The sequence below is a fragment of the Streptomyces sp. NPDC058674 genome, from assembly GCF_042716505.1.
Classification (GTDB): domain Bacteria; phylum Actinomycetota; class Actinomycetes; order Streptomycetales; family Streptomycetaceae; genus Streptomyces.
The window spans coordinates 129,048-145,566 of record NZ_JBHXSC010000003.1 but is presented as its reverse complement, the minus strand read 5'-3'; the positions used below and the strand labels follow the sequence as shown (position 1 = coordinate 145,566).

Genomic DNA, 16,519 nt, shown 5'->3' with positions numbered 1-16,519 from the left:
CCGCCGGACGGCGCGCCCCGCAGGTCGGGCCCCGGACCCGGTGCGGGGCCCGAGCGCGATTACGCCCGGCCCGGACGTGGAAGCGATCTCCGTATGACGGAAAGCGCGAGTCCCTACATTGCCTCGGCGCGGGTCAGCGTGGGCGGCCTACAGCCCGGCGACCCGCCGTTCCGCGTCGTGGAGATCGACGGTGAGGTCGTCGGCACCGCGAGGGCCATGACGGACGTGGTCCTGGCCGCCGCGGCCCTCGGCATCACGATCCACGACCTGGACGACCCGGCCGAGGTCCGGTGGGTCGGCGGCGGGAAGTTCCACTGGCACGCTCACTGACCGGGCCGCGGGGAGTCCGCGTACCGCGGGCGCGGTACGCGCGTCGGCCCGTGTACTCCTCGGGAAGGGCTGGACATCCGCCTGCGGGCGCTCGGGCGCGGGCGCCCTGGCGATTAGGGTTCCCGTATGAAGCTCCGACTGCCCCGGCGCCGCCGGAACCGCCTGCTCGCGGGCGCCGCCGCGCTCGCCGTCGTCGCGGGAGCCGGTACGTGGACCGCGGGCGCCGCGGCCGGCGACCCGCCGGCCGTGCACCGCCAGGACCGTGTACTGGACATGCCCGGCGCCGCGATCGACACCTCGTACTTCACGGCGGGCGGCGGTGACCGCGGTGGGAAGAAACGTCCCGCTGTGCTCCTCGGGCACGGTTTCGGGGGCAGCAAGGACGACGTCCGGGCCCAGGCCGAGCAGTTGGCCCGCGACGGGTACGCCGTCCTGACCTGGTCGGCGCGCGGCTTCGGCCGCTCCGGCGGCGAGATCGGGTTGAACGACCCGGAGCACGAGGTCAAGGACGTCTCGCGGCTCGTCGACTGGCTCGCGACCCGTCCCGAGGTACGGCTCGACGCGGCCGGCGACCCCCGCGTCGGCGTGTCCGGGGCCTCGTACGGCGGCGCGGTCTCCCTGCTCGCCGCGGGGCACGACCCCCGGGTCGACGCGATCGCGCCGCAGATCACCTACTGGAACCTCGCGGACGCCCTCTTCCCGAACGGCGTCTTCAAGAAGCTGTGGTCGGGGATCTTCTTCACCACCGGCTCGGCCTCCGGGCTCCAGCAGGCACGGCCCGTCCAGCCCGCCCAGCCCGCCCAGCCTTCCCGGCAGGGCTCGCAGGGGCCGCAGGACTCACAGGGGGCGCAGGACTCACAGGGGGCGCAGGGGTCCGGTCCGGCGGCCGCCCCCGGCTGCGGACGCTTCCAGCCCGAGCTGTGCGCGATGTACGAGCGGGTCGCGGTGGCCGGCAAGCCCGACGCCGGGGCCCGTGCCCTGCTGGAGGGACGCAGCCCCTCGGCGGTCGGCGACAGGATCAAGGTGCCGACCCTGATCGTGCAGGGACAGGACGACTCCCTCTTCCCGCTGGACCAGGCCGATGCCATGGCCCGGGCCATCGCGGCGAACGGCGCTCCCGTCGCGGTGGACTGGGCGGCCGGCGGGCACGACGGCGGGATGCGGGAGGCCGGGCGGGCGAACGCCCGGGTGGCCGCCTGGTTCGACCGCTACCTCAAGGAGGACGGGGGCGCGGACACCGGGCCGGCGTTCCGCGTCTCGCGCTCCGGCGGCATCGACTCCACGGACGGGGCGGTGCAGCTGCGCGGCGCGGACGGCGACCGCTACCCCGGGCTGACCTCGGGCCCGCGGCAGTTCGCCCTCTCCGGCCGCGAGCAGAGCTTCGCCAATCCCGCGGGCGGCGCGCCACCCGCCCTGTCCTCGCTGCCGGGCATCGGCGGACAGCTCGCCGCCTTCGGGGCCGGGCTGTCGCTGGACTTCCCGGGGCAGAACGCACGGTTCGAATCGGAGCCGCTGGCCGAGGACCTGCGGATCACCGGTACCCCGACCGTGACCCTGAAGGTGAGGTCGACGGCCGCGGACGGCTCGGCCGTGCTCTTCGGCAAGGTGTACGACGTGGGCCCGGACGGACGGCAGCAGGTGCTGCCGAGCCAACTGGTCGCCCCCGTCCGGGTGGAGGACGCGCGCGAGGGCCGGACCGTCGGGCTGCGGCTGCCCGCGATCGACCACGCGGTCGAGGCGGGGCACCGGCTGCGCCTGGTGGTCGCCGCGACCGACCTCGGCTTCGCGACCCCGGCGGCGCCGGCCGTCTACACGGTCACGGCCGAAGGAACCCTGGCCGTCCCCGTAGCCACGGGCGTGCGCACGGCCTCGTCCGGGCTGCCCGCCTGGACGTGGGCGCTGCCGCTGGGCGCCGCCGCGCTGGCCGCACTGCTGCTCGGGCTCCGGCGGACCGGCGGCGCCGGCCCGCGGGGCGGGGCGCCCGCTCCTGATCCGGCGCTGGCCGAGGTACCGCTGGAGATCACGGGGCTGTCGAAGCGCTACGCCAAGGCGCAGGACCGGTACGCGGTGCGGGACCTGTCGTTCCGGGTGGAGAAGGGTCAGGTGCTGGGGCTGCTCGGGCCCAACGGCGCCGGGAAGACCACCACGCTGCGGATGCTGATGGGGCTGATCTCGCCGGACGCCGGTGAGATCCGGGTGTTCGGGCACGCGGTGCGTCCCGGGGCCCCGGTGCTGTCCCGGGTCGGGGCGTTCGTCGAGGGCGCGGGCTTCCTGCCGCATCTGACGGGCCGGGCCAACCTGGAGCTGTACTGGCAGGCCACCGGCCGGCCCGCCGAGGACTCGCACATGGCGGAGGCGCTGGAGATCGCCGGACTCGGCGACGCGCTGGAGCGCGCGGTGCGCACGTACTCGCAGGGCATGCGCCAGCGGCTCGCGATCGCCCAGGCCATGCTCGGCATGCCGGACCTGCTGATCCTCGACGAGCCGACGAACGGCCTGGACCCGCCGCAGATCAGGGAGATGCGGGACGTGATGATCCGCTACGCCGCGGGCGGGCGCACCGTCATCGTCTCCAGCCACCTGCTGTCGGAGGTGGAGCAGTCCTGCACGCACCTGGTGGTCATGGACCGCGGGCGACTGGTGCGGGCGGGTGAGGTCGCCGAGATCACCGGCGGCGGCGACACCCTGCTGGTGACGCTGGCGGGTCCGGTGGACGGGGTGGCCGTCGAGAAGGTGGCCGCCCTGGAGGGAGTGGGTTCCGTGGTGGCCGCGGCCGACGGGCTGCTCGTACGGCTGGAAGGCGCGACGGCCGCGGAACTGATCGCCGAACTGGTCCGGCTGGAGGTGCCGGTGTCCGGAGTGGGACCGCACCGCAGGCTCGAGGACGCGTTCCTCACACTGATCGGAGGACAGGCATGAACGCCGTCCAGGAGACCGCGGCCGGCTACCGGCCGGGCCGCACCCTGCCGCTGCGCGTGGAGGCGCTGCGGCAGTGGCGCCGGCGGCGGACGCTGGTGATGGGAGGGGTGCTCGCCGCGCTCCCGTTCATCATGATCGTCGCGTTCGCGGTGGGCGGCGGACCGGACGGGGGTCCGGGCGGGGGCAACAACCGCATCACCCTGATCGACACGGCCACGGCCTCCGGTGCGAACTTCGCCGCGACCTGCCTGTTCGTCTCGGCGGGCTTCCTGCTGGTGGTGCCGGTGGCGCTGTTCTGCGGGGACACGGTGGCGTCGGAGGCCAGCTGGTCCTCGCTGCGCTACTTGCTGGCCTCTCCGGTGCCCAGGGCCCGGCTGCTGTGGAGCAAGCTCGTGGTGGCGCTGGGGTTCAGCCTCGCGGCGATGGTGCTGCTGCCGGTGGTTGCGCTGGCCGCGGGCACGGCCGCGTACGGCTGGGGGCCGCTGAAGCTGCCGACGGGCGGGGCGCTGGCCGCCTCGGACACCGTGCCGCGGCTGGCGCTGGCCGTCGCCTTCATCTTCGTGTCGCAGCTGGTCACGGCCGGGCTGGCGTTCTGGCTGTCCACGCGGACGGACGCGCCGCTCGGCGCGGTCGGCGGGGCGGTGGGGCTGACCATCGTCGGCAACGTACTCGACGCGGTGACGGCCCTGGGGTCGTGGCGGGAGTTCCTGCCCGCGCACTGGCAGTTCGCCTGGGCGGACGCGTTGCAGCCGCAGCTGGAGTGGGGCGGGATGGTCAAGGGGACGGCGGTGTCGGTGTCGTACGCGCTGGTGCTGTTCGCCCTGGCCTTCCGGGGGTTCTCCCGCAAGGACATCACGTCCTGAGCGGAAGGACCCCTGGCGGCCGGCGCGGGCGTACTCCTCAGGCGGGGGCGCCCGGCGCCACCGCGTCGATCTCGGCGAGCAGTTCGGCGTCCAGCGGGCGGTCGGCGACGGCCGCGTTGGCCCGCACCTGTTCGGCGGAGGTGGCTCCCGCGATGACGGAGGCGCATCCGGGCTGCGCCGAGAGCCAGCCGACGGCGAGTTCCAGGACGCTCCGGCCGTGCTTTTCGGCGAGCGCGGCCAGCGCCTCGACCACGTCGAGGCGCTCCTCGGTGAGGTAGGCGTCGCGGCCTTCGAGGCGGGAGCCGGCGGGCACGGGCGCGCCGCGGCGGATCTTGCCCGTCAGCAGGCCGTTGGCGAGCGGGAAGTAGGGCAGTACGCCGACGCCGTAGTGGAGGGCCGCGGGCACGAGCTCGCGCTCGGCGGAGCGCTCCAGCAGGGACCACTGGTTCTGCGCCGAGACGAAGGGCGCGGCGCCGGTCTCCCGGGCGACGTGGGCGGCTTCGGCGAGCTGCCAGCCGCTGAAGTTGGAGTGCCCGATGTAGCGGACCTTGCCCTCGGCGACGAGCTCGGTGAGCGCGGCGAGGGTTTCGGCGATCGGGGTCGCCGGGTCGGGGCTGTGCAGTTGGTAGAGGTCGATGTGGTCGGTCTCCAGCCGCCGCAGCGACGCCTCGACGGCCCGCCGCACGTAGGCGCGGCCGCCGCGCGCGCCGGCTGCGGGACCGTACTCCATGTCCATGCCCGCGAAGCCGAACTTGGTGGCGAGGACGACCTGGTCGCGCCGGCTTTGAGGGCCCGCCCGAGGTGCTCCTCGGAGCCTCCCCGGCCGCCGTAGATGTCGGCGGTGTCCAGGAGGGTGATGCCGGCGTCGAGGGCCGCGTCGACGACGGCCCGCGTGGCCCGCGCGTCGAGGCGTCCGCCGAAGTTGTTGCAGCCGAGGCCGACGGCCGACACCCGCAGACCCGAACTGCCCAGGGGGAGATGGCGCATGGGTTTCCGTTCCTCCGCTCACACGACGTCAGGTGATCACGGGGAAGCTACCCCACCCCCGGTGTCACGGCCAGCGCCGTTCGGTGCCGCGGGCGGCCGCGCGGGCGACCGGCACCCGCCGCCTGTCCCGCCGCGGGAAGGGCGGGCCGCGGGCCGGCTCGGGGCCGCCACCTCCGGACGGCGGAGCGGCCGGGTCGTCGCCGTCGGATCTTGACGGCCGGGCCCCGCGGCGTCTGGTGCCGTGCCCGGGAAGGCGGCGGGGCGTCCGAGTACCGGACACGTGCCCGGAGGCCCCGGCACCGCGGCCGGCCGCGGTGCCGGGCGTCGCGGGCCCGGCACGATCCGAAGGGAACGGCCTACCCGGCACGATCCGAAGGGAACGGCTAGAGGAGCCGGGCGGCGCCGGAGGCGGGCGCCGCGGCCGTGATGCGCGGCGGCGCGTGCCCGCCGGCGCGGAAGGCCTCGGCCACCGCGCGGCCCACCTCCGCCTCCGCGTCGGCGTCGATCAGGGCCAGGGCCGAGCCGCCGAAGCCGCCGCCGGTCATCCGGGAGCCGTAGGCACCCGCCGCGCCGGCCGTGGCCACGGCCAGGTCCAGTTCCGGACAGGACACCTCGTAGTCGTCGCGCAGGGAGGCGTGCCCCTCGGTCAGCAGCGGGCCGGTCTCGCGCAGCCGCCCGGCGCGCAGCAGTTCCTCCGTCCGCGCCACCCGTTCGTTCTCGGTGACCACGTGCCGGACCCGCTTGCGTGCCTCGGGGTCGGCGAGGAGGGCCAGGGCCTCCTCCAACCCCTCGTACGGGAGGTCGCGCAGGGCCGGCACCCCGAGGGCGGCTGCCGCCCGGTGGCAGGAGGCGCGCCGCCGCGCGTAGGCCCCGTCGGCCAGGGCGTGCTTGACCCGGGTGTCGATGACGAGGAGGCGCAGGCCCGCCGCCGCGCAGTCGAAGGGGATGTGGCGCTGTTCGAGGCTGCGGGTGTCGAGGTGCAGGGCGTGGCCGTCGGAGGCGCAGGCCGAGGCCATCTGGTCCATGGCCCCGCATGGGACCCCGACGTACGCGTTCTCCGCGCGCCGGGCGAGCGCGGCCAGCTCGGGGCGCGTGAGCGCGAGCCCGTACAGGTCGGCGAGGGCCAGTGCGGTGGCCACCTCCAGGGCCGCCGAGGAGGAGAGTCCGGCGCCGGTCGGGACCTCGGAGCGGATGTGGACGTCGGCGCCGCCGCCGACCGGGAGGCCGGCCTCCAGGAGGGCCCAGACCACGCCCGCGGGGTAGCAGGCCCAGCTCGCGGCCCCCCGCGGAGGGTCCGCCGGGTCGAGTGCGGCGACGTCGAGGGAGACCACGCCCGAGGAGGCGTCGGCCGAGTGGAGCCGGAGCGTGCCGTCCGTGCGCCGGGCGGCCGCCACCTCGGTGCGCTGCGGCAGGGCGAAGGGGAGGGCGAAGCCGTCGTTGTAGTCGGTGTGCTCGCCGATCAGGTTGACCCGGCCCGGGGCTGCCCAGACCCCTTCGGGCGCATGGCCGTACAGCTCCCGGAAGGTGCGTGCCGCGGTGCTCACCGGCTCGCCACCTCCCGCAGCCGTGCGGCCGCGTCCTCGGGACGGACGTCGTTCATGTACGCCTCCATGCCGGATTCGGTCCCCGCGAGGTACTTCAGCTTGTCCGCGGTGCGCCGGACGGTGAAGAGCTCCAGGTGGAGCGCGAAGTCGGCCCGCCCGTCGCCGGTCGGCGCCTGGTGCCAGGCGGAGATGTACGGAGTCGGCTCGGCGAGGCCGAAGAGCCGGTCGAAGCGGCGCAGCAGCTCCAGGTAGACCCGCGGGAACTCGGCGCGGGCCGCGTCGTCCAGGGCGGGCAGGTCGGGTACCCGGCGGTGCGGGTAGAGGTGGACCTCGTACGGCCAGCGGGCGGCGTACGGGACGAAGGCCGTCCAGTGGCTCCCCTCCAGCACGATCCTGGAGCCGTCCTCGCGTTCGCCGGCCAGCACCTCGTCGAAGAGGTTCCTGCCGGTGCGGGCCCGGTGCGCGGCGGTGGTGGCCAGCATCCGGGTCGTGCGCGGGGTGACGAAGGGGAAGGCGTAGATCTGGCCGTGGGGGTGGGCGAGGGTGACGCCGATCTCGGCGCCCCGGTTCTCGAAGCAGTAGACCTGCCGGACCCCGTCGTGGGCCCCCAGCTCGGCCGTCCGGTCCGTCCAGGCGGCCAGCACCAGTGCGGCGCGCTCCTCGTCGAGTTCGGCGAAGGAGGTGCGGTGGTCGGGGGTGAAGCAGATGACCTCGCAACGCCCGGTGTCCCCGGCGAGGGAGGGGAAGCGGTTTTCGAAGACGGCCACTTCGTAGTCGGCGGCCGGGACCTCGCTCGCGCGCCCGTCGGTGGAGGGGCACAGCGGGCACTGGTCGGCGGGCGGGTGGTAGGTACGGGCCTGGCGGTGCGAGGCGATGACCACCGCGTCTCCGAGCAGCGGGTCCCGTCGTACCTCGGAGCTGCCGGCGACCGCGGACGCGTCGAGGGGGCGGGTGTCGGGGACGGCGCGCGCGGCGGCGTCCCCGGTGTCGTAGTAGAGGATCTCTCGGCCGTCGGCGAGGCGGGCGCTGGTGCGCTTCACGTGAGGAGCTTCTCTCACTGGAGGGTGACGACCTCGGGGCGGCCGAGGTCGGGCTGGTCGCGCAGCGGCAGCTCGGTGCCGGGGCGCGCGAGTTCGAGGACGACGAGCTCGTTCTCGCCGGTGTGCCACAGCGGGCCGGGGGCGTAGAGGGTGCGCTGCGGGCCGCGCGGGCTGTCGTAGTGTCCGAGGAGGAAGCCGTTCAGCCAGACCAGCCCGGTGCCCCAGCCGGTGACGTCGAGGAAGGCGTCGGCCGGGGCGTCGGCCGTGTGGGTGAAGCGGTGGAAGACCGGCCGGCCCTCGGCGGCCGCGCCTGCCGGGCCTCGCGGACCTGTCCGGGCAGCCGAGCCCCTTCCGCCTGCCGGGACTGCCCCGCCTGCCGGGCCCGTTCCGCCTGCCGGCCCCGTTCCGTCTGCCGCGCCCCCGGCCGCTTGCGCGGACCAGTCGAGCCCGGTCAGGTCGGTGAGCGGCAGCGGCCGGATCTCCCACTCGAACAGCTGCTGGTGGCCGTGGCGGACCCCGCGCCAGATCCCCTTGCGGTCGTCGAGCAGCGGCCCGTAGTTGACCCGGCCCTGGGCCCGCACGAGAACGTCGAGGACCACGCCCCCCTCTGCGACCGCGAGGTCGAGTCCCTCGTCGGGTGCGTTGCGGTCGAGGACGCCGAGGAGGGCGCCGTCGGCGAAGACGTACGCGCGGTCGCCGAGGCCGTCGATCCTGACCGGCATGGCGGGGCGCGGTCCGGTGACGGCCGTGCGGTAGTGGATCATGCCGTGGCTCTGGCCGAGCCGCTCCATGGGCTCGGGGGCGGGGCGCAGCACCGGGGGGCCCGCGAGGCGGTCGAGGGCCGCGAGGAGGTCCGCGGTGCCGGCGGGCACGGCGAGGGCGGGGGCCATCCGGGGCAGTGGCTCGGGCAGCGGCTCGTCGGGCAGCGGCAGGTACCTGCCGATGACCTCGCGGAACGCGTGGAACTTGGGTGTCAGTTCACCGGCCTCGCCGATGGGCGCGTCGTAGTCGTAGCTGGTGACGGTGGGTTCGTAGCCAGCCTCTCCCGGGCGGGACCCGGTGTGGTTGGCGCCGGCCCAGAAGCCGAAGTTCGTGCCGCCGTGGGCCATGTAGAGGTTGACGGAGGCGCCGGTGGCGAGGAGTTCGTCGAGGGAGGCGGCGGCGTCGTCCACGGCGCGGACGTGGTGGCCCTCGCCCCAGTGGTCGAACCAGCCGATCCAGAACTCCATCGCGGCGAGCGGACCGGTGGGCTGGTAGCGCCGCAGCGCGTCGAGGCGCTCGGCGGGCCGGGCGCCGAAGGTGGCGGTGGCGAGGCGGCCGGGAACCATGCCGCCCTGGAGCATGGCGTCCTCGGGGCCGTCCGCGGTGAACAGCAGGCAGTCCACCCCCCGTTCGACGAGGGCCTGCTCCACGTGGGCGCGGTAGCGGGTGTCGTCGCCGTAGGAGCCGTACTCGTTCTCGATCTGTACGGCGACCACCGGGCCGCCGCGGCTCGCGAGCAGGGGCAGCAGCTCGGCGACGACCTGGTCGAACCAGCCGTCCACCTCGGCCTCGAACCGCGGGTCCGAGCACCGCAGGTGGAGGCCGTCGACGGCGAGGAGCCGGGCCGGCAGGCCGCCGAAGTCCCACTCCGCACAGATGTACGGGCCGGGGCGCACGACGGCGTCGAGCCCGAGGCCCTGCGCCAGGCGCAGGAAGCGTGCGAGATCGCGCGGGCCGGTGAAGTCGGCCTTCCCCGGGCCGGTCTCGTGGAAGTTCCAGGGGACGTAGGTGTCGACGGTGTTCACACCGAGGGCGCGCAACCGCCGGAGTCTGTCCTCCCACAGATCGGGATGGACCCGGAAGTAGTGCAGGGCGCCCGAGACGATGCGGTGGGGGCGGCCCGCGCGCCGGAATCCGTCCTGGTCGTGCGTGAGCATGCGCTGACTCCCGGGAGAGGTCGAGATGCCGTGTGGTGCGGATGCCACCGAATATATGAACGCACCGACCGCACCGTCAATGACCAGTTGATCGGAATCGATCGAATCGATCGGATGCATTCCCTATGATGTCGTCCACCACCGGAGGGGGCGTCCACAGGCGCACATCCGCCGGCACACGACAGATACATGACAGCATGCCGACCGCCGCCGGCCGCAGACCGGTGCGCGCCGACCGCAGGGGGCCACTTTGAGACCGCACGTAGACCAACGCCAGGCCCAAGTGCTCGCACTCGTCCGGGCCCGGGGCAGCGTCCGCGTGGCGGACTTGGCCCGCGAGCTCGGCATCTCCCCCGTCACCCTGCGGCGGGACATCGAGGCGATGGCGGCCCGGGGTGAGATCCGGCGCATGCACGGGGTGATCAGCCGGGTGGAGGCCGGAAGGGCACAGGCCGTCCTCCCGGCGGGTGCGGCGGGCCCCTCCGCGGCCGGCGGACCCGCGGGCAGCGCCGCGGGACTCGTGGTCGGCATGGTGGTGCCCACGACCGAGTACTACTACGCCGACGTCGTACGGGGCGCCCGCGAAGCGGTCGAGGCGCGCGGTGCGCGGCTCACGGTGGGGCTGACCCGCTACCTGCCGGGCGAGGACCGCACGCAGGCGGACCGGCTGGTGTCCACGGGAGCGCACGGACTGCTGTTGACACCCAACTGGGAGGCCGGGGCGCCGGCGGCCGGAGAGGGCGCGTGGACGGCGGAGTTCCCGGTCCCCACCGTCCTGGTGGAACGCTGGGCGCCGCCCGGACATCCGGCGGCGGCCCTGGACCGCGTGGCCTCCGACCACGCGCACGGGGCGGCGCGGGCGGTACAGCACCTGGTCGGGCTCGGCCACCGGCGGATCGCGCTGGCCAGCCGCGAGACACCGACGACGGCGCGGCTGCGGGCGGGGTACGAGGCCGCGGTCGCGGCGCTCGGCCTGCAGCCCGCACCGCCGTGGCCACCGGCCGGGCCGGGCGTGACGCCGGAAGCGGAGCTGTTCGCCAGGACGCTGGACTACCTGTGCGACGCCGTGACGACGGGCGGGGTGACCGCCGCACTGATCCACAGCGACACGGACGCCATCATGCTGATCCCGCGGCTCACCGCGCGAGGGGTGCGGGTGCCGGAGGACCTGGCCGTCATCACGTACGACGACGAGGTCGCCGGGATGGCCGACGTACCGCTGTCGGCGGTGGCCCCGGCCAAGCACGAGGTCGGTACGCGGGCGGCGGGCCTGCTGCTGGACCGGCTCGCGGCCGCGGACCCGCAGGACGGCACGCGCCAGCACCTGGAACTGCTCCCCCGGCTGACGATCCGGACCTGACTCCGGAGCCGGTCGACGGTCGACGGTCGGGGCCAACCGGTCCGAAACGGGTCGCCGTCCGCGACGCGCACACCGACGCGGTCCTCGCCCGGGACTCGGCTGGCCTGGAACGGCCTTGCCCGACAGGGAAGACCCGCCCGTCGGCACGCCGGCACCCCGGCACCCCGGCACCCCGGCACCCCGGCACGCGGACTCCCCCGCGGAGGGCGGCGAGAGCGGCGAGTACCGCGCGGCTCCAGGGGAGCGCCGCTCACTGCGGGGGCAGTGCGCCTCGTACCGCCGTGTAGACCGACCGGGCCAGGCGGGCACCCCACAGCGAGCGCGGGCCCGCGAAGGCGTGGACCTCGTCCGGCGGGCGGGGCGTGCGCGCCGCGACGCACACCGCGTCGGTGGGCGTGCCCGAGCAGTCGTAGCCCGCGTCGAGCAGCGCCTGAACCTTGGCTTCGGTCGCGGTCGCGACCGCGTTGACCAGCGCCGCGTCCGAGAGCGGCACGGGCAGCACCGCGATGATGTTGATGGTGCCCGCCGCCTGGGGGCCGGGCGTGCCGCGGGCCGGGGAGGCGGCCCAGCCGCGGATACTGACCCCCGCGGTCGCGAGGGCCTCGGTGCCGCCGTCCTCGGCACGGCCGTACGCCCGAACGTCCGCGGCCGTCATCAGCCCGACTCCCGCTCCTCGCGCGCCCGCCTCACCGGCCAGCCGCGCCAGGTGCCGGCCGGGGTCGGTACGGCGGTACCCGTGGGCGACCTGGGCGTTCAGCACCCACGCCCGTTCCCCGATCCCCCCGCCGAGCACCGCGCTGCTGATCATCCGCCAGCCCGGCCCGGCGGACCACATCAGCGCGTGCAGCCGCTCCCCCTCCTCGTCGCGGCTCAACTGCCCTACGGACAGGAGGCCGGTGGCTCGAGGCGGCGGGAGGACGGCGGTCACCGGACGGAGCTCCTTGCGTGGGAAGACCGCCCGATGGTACGCGCAGCGGGGCCCGCCGCGACGACCGCGTCCCCCGCGGACGGTCGCCGCCCTCGTGCGCACAATTGATGCGACATCGCGCACTGTTGGTGCCATCATGGTGCACACCTGACCGACAGAAGGGCATTCCCGTGGACCAGCTCCCCTCCCACCCCGACAGCGAGCGCTACTCCGTGACCCTGTGCCCTCCCGCCGTCACGGTGGTCGCCGAGCTCACCGCCGCGAGCGGCGTCAGCAAGTCCGACGTGATCAACCGGGCGGTCCTGCTGCTCGGCTTCATCGAGCGCGAACGCGCCGAGGGAAAGGACCTGATGATCCGTGACTCCGACGGATCTCTGGAGCGCATCCACATCATCTGATCGGCGGCGTCCCGCCCCTGCGCCGCTGCGCTGCTGCGTCGCTGCGTCGCTGCACACGGCGCAGTCGGGCCGCCTCCGGCGTGTCCGTCGGCGGGCGGCGCGGGTGGCCCGGTCCCGCTGTCTACCGTGACCCCATGAACGCACACTCAGCGCTGCCGTCGGCCGGCTACGGGATTCGGTGCGCGCGGCCGGCCGAATCGCGTGCGGTCGCCGGGCTCCTCGCCCGCGCCTTCGCGGACGACCCGGTGATGACGTGGATGATCCCCGGCCCGTCCGGCCGGGAGCGCCGGACCGCCCGCTTCTTCACGCTGCTCCAGCGTCAGCAGCGGCCGCGGGCCGGCGGTGTCCGGGTGGCCGCGACCGGCGGGGGACGGCTGCTGGCAGCCGCGCTGTGGTCGGGTCCGGGCCGCTGGGAGACCTCCGGGACGCAGGACCTGGCGGCGCTGCCGCACTACGTGCGCATCTTCGGCGTGCGGGGGTTGCAGCGGGCCGCGGAGGTCCAGAACACCCTGCACGAAGCCCACCCGGGCGCGCCGCACTGGTACCTGCCCACCCTGGGCACCGAACCGGCGGCCCAGGGGGCGGGGGTCGGTTCGGCCCTGGTACGCGAGCAGCTGGCCCACTGCGACCGGCTCGGGCAGCGGGCGTACCTGGAGTCCAGCAAGGCGACGAACGTCCCCTTCTACGAGCGGCTCGGCTTCCGCGTCACACGCGAGATCCGGCTGCCGGACGGCGGACCGACGCTCTGGGCCATGTGGCGCGAGCCGGACCCGGCTGCCGGCTCGCCCGACGCCGGGTCGGACGCTGCTTCCAGACCCCGGTGAACGCCGGTGACCCACTCCGAGTGGTCGATGAGGGGGTTCTGGTTCTCCTGGGTGCCGAAGACCCTGTCGTTGCGCGTCTTCTCGACTGACGACCGAACGGGGCCGCACGCACCCGACATGCGGGCTCGCTGACGGTCGTTCAAGCCACGGAGCATGTCACGACCCGGCCATGCGCCCCGTGAACCTCCCGCACCCATCCCGCCCACCCCGTGCCGCCCCGTGAAGGAACGGGGGCGGTGCGGCCGGGCGGGCACGTTTACTCCGTCGGGAAAGGGCAGACGCGTGTCCGTAAGCGTTTCTCTACCGCTTGGAGTGATGACCGTGTCGGGTGAAGAGAAGAGCCAGGCCAAGGGCGAGCAGGTCAAGGGCAAGGCCAAGGAAGCCGCCGGCCGCCTCGTCGGGAACGAGCGCCTCACCGCCGAAGGCCGCGCCGACCAGGCCAAGGGCGACGCCCGCGAGGCCAAGGAAAAGGTCAAGGACGTCTTCAAGGACTGACTGCGCGAGCGCGAGTGGGGCGGACCCGGAATCGGGTCCGCCCCCACTCTGCGTGGTCCCGGTGCGGACCCCGAGGACCCCGCCCGCATCCGCCGACGCCGCCGTGAGGGGTGACAGGATGACGGAGGGCGGGCCCAGGACCTGCACGGCTCGGCCCCGGCACCCGGTGCTGGGTGCCGGGGCCGGAGCCGTGTGCGCGGGTCAGGCGCGGCGGCCGCCGAAGGGATCGCCGGTGGCGTAGTAGGCGCCCAGTTCCTCGCGGTAGGCGGCGTCACCCAGGTGCTTGTCGCGGTGGAATTCGGGGGCGTTCTTGATCTGTTCCTTGGTGCCGTGGACATGGACCGTGCGGTCCTCGTCGTCCACCCTGATGACCGTGCTCGCGGGCAGCAGGACCTCCTTGCCGAAGATCCACACACCGGTGTCCACCACCAGGTAGGCGTCACCGACCTCGTCGGAGTGCTTGTCGACCTTGCCGATGCCGCCGTCGGTCGCCTCGACCTTGTAACCGGTCAGATCGGTGCCGGTCAGGTGGCCCGAGGTCGGCTGGTAACTCCACACATGCTCAGTCACTCGAAAACAACTCCTCCGGTACATCGGGGGCCGCGGGACAGCCGCCGCCCCTCCTTTCTCCGTACGTCGTGCGGGGCGGACCGTGCGTCCCGCCCCGACTCCCCGTGCCCGGGAACTGCTCCGGCACGCGCCGCGGACGCGTTTCCCACCCGGTTGGCCGCAGTGTGTGGCCCTCCGGCGGCGCCGCCGGGGGCGGGGGGCGGCGCGGAGCGTGCGACCGCGGGGCGGAGGGCACCCCGACCGCGGGCCCTCTGCGGTGGCCACCGCACGGATCGTGGTCCGGCGCCCCCCGCCGAAGCGCCGACCGGCAAGATCCTTATCCGAACTGGCGTGTGGCGGCATGACCCGCAGGTCCGTGGGCAGGCGATGACGGTATGAAGCCGTCCCCAGCAGCCGACGACACCCGCGGACCCGCCCGCCGAGGGGACCGCGGCCATCCGAGTGCCCCCGCTCCGACCACTGCGTCCGGTGCCCGCGACAGGGTCAGCGCCCTGTTGCAGTGCGCAGGCGTCAGCCTCGACACGGTCACCGCGGCGGACGCACTTCTGGTGACCTCGGAACTCGTCACCAACGCGATCCGCCACGGCGGTGGTGTCACCGCCTTCCACGCCGACATCGCGGACGACGCCCTGTACCTCTCCGTCAGTGACGGACACCCCCGTTTCCCCTATCCCCGTACGGCCGTCCCCGGCCATCCGGGCGGCTACGGCTGGCCGCTCATCCAGCGGCTCACCGAGCGCGTCGACGTCAGCAGCCATTCCGGCGGCAAGACCGTCGCCGTCGTCCTGCGCCTGCTCTGACCGGACGTGTGTGGCCGGAACCGCGGGTGGACCCCGCGGGCGGAGCGGTCACCCGGCCGGTACCTGTCGGTCGGCGACTGGCGTGAACTCCACGAGCAGGGACTTCGGGCCGCGGGTGAAGACACCCTGCTCGGCCGGGTCGTACCCGTCGGCCGGCCGGATGTCCGCCATCGCGTCGAGGAGCTGGTTGGTGGCGATCTCCACCTCGGCCTTGGCCAGAAGCGCGCCCACACAGAAGTGCCGTCCGAGCGCGAACGCCAGGTGGTCCGCGGCGGCTGAGAAGGCCGTCGTGGCCGTCAGGTCGTTGCGGAAGATGTCGAAGCGGTCCGGGTCCTCGTACCGTGCCGGGTCGCGATTGGCCGCTCCGATCAGGCAGGTGACGGTGGCGCCGGCGGGGATGGTGCCCCCGCTCATCGGCACGTCGGCCGCTGCCTGCCGCATGATCATGTGCACGGGTGGGCTGTAGCGCAGCGTCTCGGCGAAGGCCCGGTCGACGAGTCCGCGGTCCTGCCGGACGAACGCGAGTTGTCCGGGATGGGCCAGGAGGTTCGCGAAGAGGCCGGCGATGGCCTTGTCGGTGGTCTCGGCGCCCGCGGTGAGCAGCAGGCTGCAGAACGCCTTGATGTCTTCGTCGCTCATGCTCACCCCGTCGACCTCGGCGGTGCAGAGTGCAGACAGCAGGTCGTCACCGAGGTGGTCCCGCCGACTCCTGATGACCGGCAGCATGTACGCGGCGAATTCCGCCCGGGCCCGCTCGCCGGCTGCCGCGCACTCGGGATCGCCGGACAGGTTGGCGATGAATGCCACGAAGGCGCGGTACCAAGCGCTGATGTGCTCCTGGCCGGACCGGTCCAGTCCGAACATGTCGCTGATGACCGTGATGGGGAAGTGGGAGGCGAAGTCGCCCACCAGGTCGACGGAACCGCTGTGGCGGAACGCGTCGATCAGCTCGCGGGCATTGCGCTCGATGACCGGGACGACCTTCTCCCTCAGTTCGTTGCCGCGGAAGGCCGGCGCCACCAGGGCACGTCGGGTGGCGTGCTCGCGACCGCTCATCTGGAGGAGGGTCTTGCCGTGTACGGGTTCCGCCTGCCAGGCGTAGTTGTCCGTGGTGAGGCGCGACTCCTTGTCCTTGAATGCCCGCGCAACGTCCTCGTAGCGGGAGATGAGGTAGCTCTGGGTGGGCTCGTGCCAGGCGAGCGGGGCGTCCTCGCGCAGGGCGCGGTAGGTGGGGTACGGGTTCTCGGCGAACTCCTGCGAAAGGATGTCCGGTACGTGCTGCGCGGCGGTCATGGCGTTCCCCCATCAGCGTGATGTCGGCGCACCGACACCGTCGGCGCCGTTGCACCCAACCGTGTCGCCCTCCCGCCGACTCCCCCGGTACGCCGCCGAAACACCCGGCCGACTCGCCTGGAAAGTCCGCGCGTTGCGTTCCGGTCGGGGTTGTCCGTTGGGATGGACCTCTTCCAGGAAACCGCACAGGGTGCGCCGTCGCCAGAGCTGCGACGACCGCTCCTGAGTTCCCCTCGGGGTGTGCCCCTC

General features: G+C 74.1%; 14 protein-coding genes and 1 pseudogene. 8 read left to right on the top strand and 7 right to left on the bottom strand.

The annotated features are described in order from the left end of the window. The first annotated feature begins 93 nt into the window (after positions 1-93). From ACFWU6_RS02975 to ACFWU6_RS02965, 3 genes are all read left to right on the top strand, one after another. A complete protein-coding gene (locus ACFWU6_RS02975; RefSeq protein WP_383805513.1) occupies positions 94-330 on the top strand; it encodes a hypothetical protein in 237 nt (78 codons plus the stop codon). Between the two features lie 126 nt (positions 331-456). Beyond that, a complete protein-coding gene (locus tag ACFWU6_RS02970; RefSeq protein ID WP_383977922.1) occupies positions 457-3,249 on the top strand; it encodes an alpha/beta fold hydrolase in 2,793 nt (930 codons plus the stop codon). Next, positions 3,246-4,112 (top strand): ABC transporter permease, encoded by an 867-nt coding sequence (locus tag ACFWU6_RS02965; RefSeq protein ID WP_383977919.1) that lies wholly within the window; start codon positions 3,246-3,248, stop codon positions 4,110-4,112. Before ACFWU6_RS02970 ends, ACFWU6_RS02965 begins: the two co-directional genes overlap by 4 nt. Before the next feature lie 37 nt (positions 4,113-4,149). Here ACFWU6_RS02965 and ACFWU6_RS02960 read toward each other — a convergent pair. From ACFWU6_RS02960 to ACFWU6_RS02945, 4 genes and pseudogenes are all read right to left on the bottom strand, one after another. Continuing rightward, positions 4,150-5,099: pseudogene (locus tag ACFWU6_RS02960) on the bottom strand (aldo/keto reductase). Between the two features lie 383 nt (positions 5,100-5,482). Beyond that, positions 5,483-6,643: a galactokinase gene (gene galK / locus ACFWU6_RS02955; protein WP_383977916.1), complete on the bottom strand. Its 1,161-nt coding sequence runs from the start codon at positions 6,641-6,643 to the stop codon at positions 5,483-5,485. Beyond that, positions 6,640-7,683 (bottom strand): galactose-1-phosphate uridylyltransferase, encoded by a 1,044-nt coding sequence (galT, locus tag ACFWU6_RS02950; RefSeq protein ID WP_383977913.1) that lies wholly within the window; start codon positions 7,681-7,683, stop codon positions 6,640-6,642. The genes galK and galT overlap by 4 nt, the downstream gene beginning before the upstream one ends. 14 nt (positions 7,684-7,697) lie before the next feature. Further along, positions 7,698-9,602 (bottom strand): beta-galactosidase family protein, encoded by a 1,905-nt coding sequence (locus tag ACFWU6_RS02945; RefSeq protein ID WP_383977910.1) that lies wholly within the window; start codon positions 9,600-9,602, stop codon positions 7,698-7,700. Between the two features lie 250 nt (positions 9,603-9,852). Between ACFWU6_RS02945 and ACFWU6_RS02940 the strand changes: the two genes are divergently transcribed. Continuing rightward, entirely contained in the window at positions 9,853-10,962 is a 1,110-nt protein-coding gene (locus ACFWU6_RS02940; RefSeq protein ID WP_383805526.1) for a substrate-binding domain-containing protein, read from the top strand. A 250-nt stretch (positions 10,963-11,212) separates the two neighbouring features. Here the strand turns inward: ACFWU6_RS02940 and ACFWU6_RS02935 are convergent, their stop codons facing one another. Further along, positions 11,213-11,890 (bottom strand): adenosylcobinamide amidohydrolase, encoded by a 678-nt coding sequence (locus tag ACFWU6_RS02935; protein ID WP_383977906.1) that lies wholly within the window; start codon positions 11,888-11,890, stop codon positions 11,213-11,215. A gap of 170 nt (positions 11,891-12,060) precedes the next feature. Between ACFWU6_RS02935 and ACFWU6_RS02930 the strand changes: the two genes are divergently transcribed. The 3 genes from ACFWU6_RS02930 to ACFWU6_RS02920 all read left to right on the top strand — a co-directional run bounded on the left by ACFWU6_RS02930 (position 12,061) and on the right by ACFWU6_RS02920 (position 13,607). After that, the gene (locus ACFWU6_RS02930; RefSeq protein WP_383805530.1) at positions 12,061-12,288 is read left to right on the top strand and encodes a hypothetical protein; all 228 of its coding nucleotides are present in this window, start codon (positions 12,061-12,063) and stop codon (positions 12,286-12,288) included. 134 nt (positions 12,289-12,422) lie between these two features. After that, positions 12,423-13,112, top strand: coding sequence for a GNAT family N-acetyltransferase (locus tag ACFWU6_RS02925; protein ID WP_383805532.1), 690 nt, complete (start codon positions 12,423-12,425; stop codon positions 13,110-13,112). 321 nt (positions 13,113-13,433) lie between these two features. Further along, a complete protein-coding gene (locus ACFWU6_RS02920; protein ID WP_383805534.1) occupies positions 13,434-13,607 on the top strand; it encodes a CsbD family protein in 174 nt (57 codons plus the stop codon). Positions 13,608-13,808: 201 nt separating this feature from the next. Here the strand turns inward: ACFWU6_RS02920 and ACFWU6_RS02915 are convergent, their stop codons facing one another. Further along, the gene (locus tag ACFWU6_RS02915) at positions 13,809-14,177 is read right to left on the bottom strand and encodes a PRC-barrel domain-containing protein (protein WP_383805535.1); all 369 of its coding nucleotides are present in this window, start codon (positions 14,175-14,177) and stop codon (positions 13,809-13,811) included. A 374-nt stretch (positions 14,178-14,551) separates the two neighbouring features. On the opposite strand from ACFWU6_RS02915, the gene ACFWU6_RS02910 reads away from it, so the two are divergent. Further along, positions 14,552-14,977 (top strand): ATP-binding protein, encoded by a 426-nt coding sequence (locus ACFWU6_RS02910; RefSeq protein WP_383805537.1) that lies wholly within the window; start codon positions 14,552-14,554, stop codon positions 14,975-14,977. 48 nt (positions 14,978-15,025) lie between these two features. On the opposite strand, the gene ACFWU6_RS02905 is transcribed toward ACFWU6_RS02910, so the two are convergent. Continuing rightward, on the bottom strand, positions 15,026-16,270 hold the full coding sequence (locus tag ACFWU6_RS02905) for a cytochrome P450 (RefSeq protein WP_383977903.1): 1,245 nt from the start codon (positions 16,268-16,270) through the stop codon (positions 15,026-15,028). Positions 16,271-16,519: the final 249 nt, after the last annotated feature.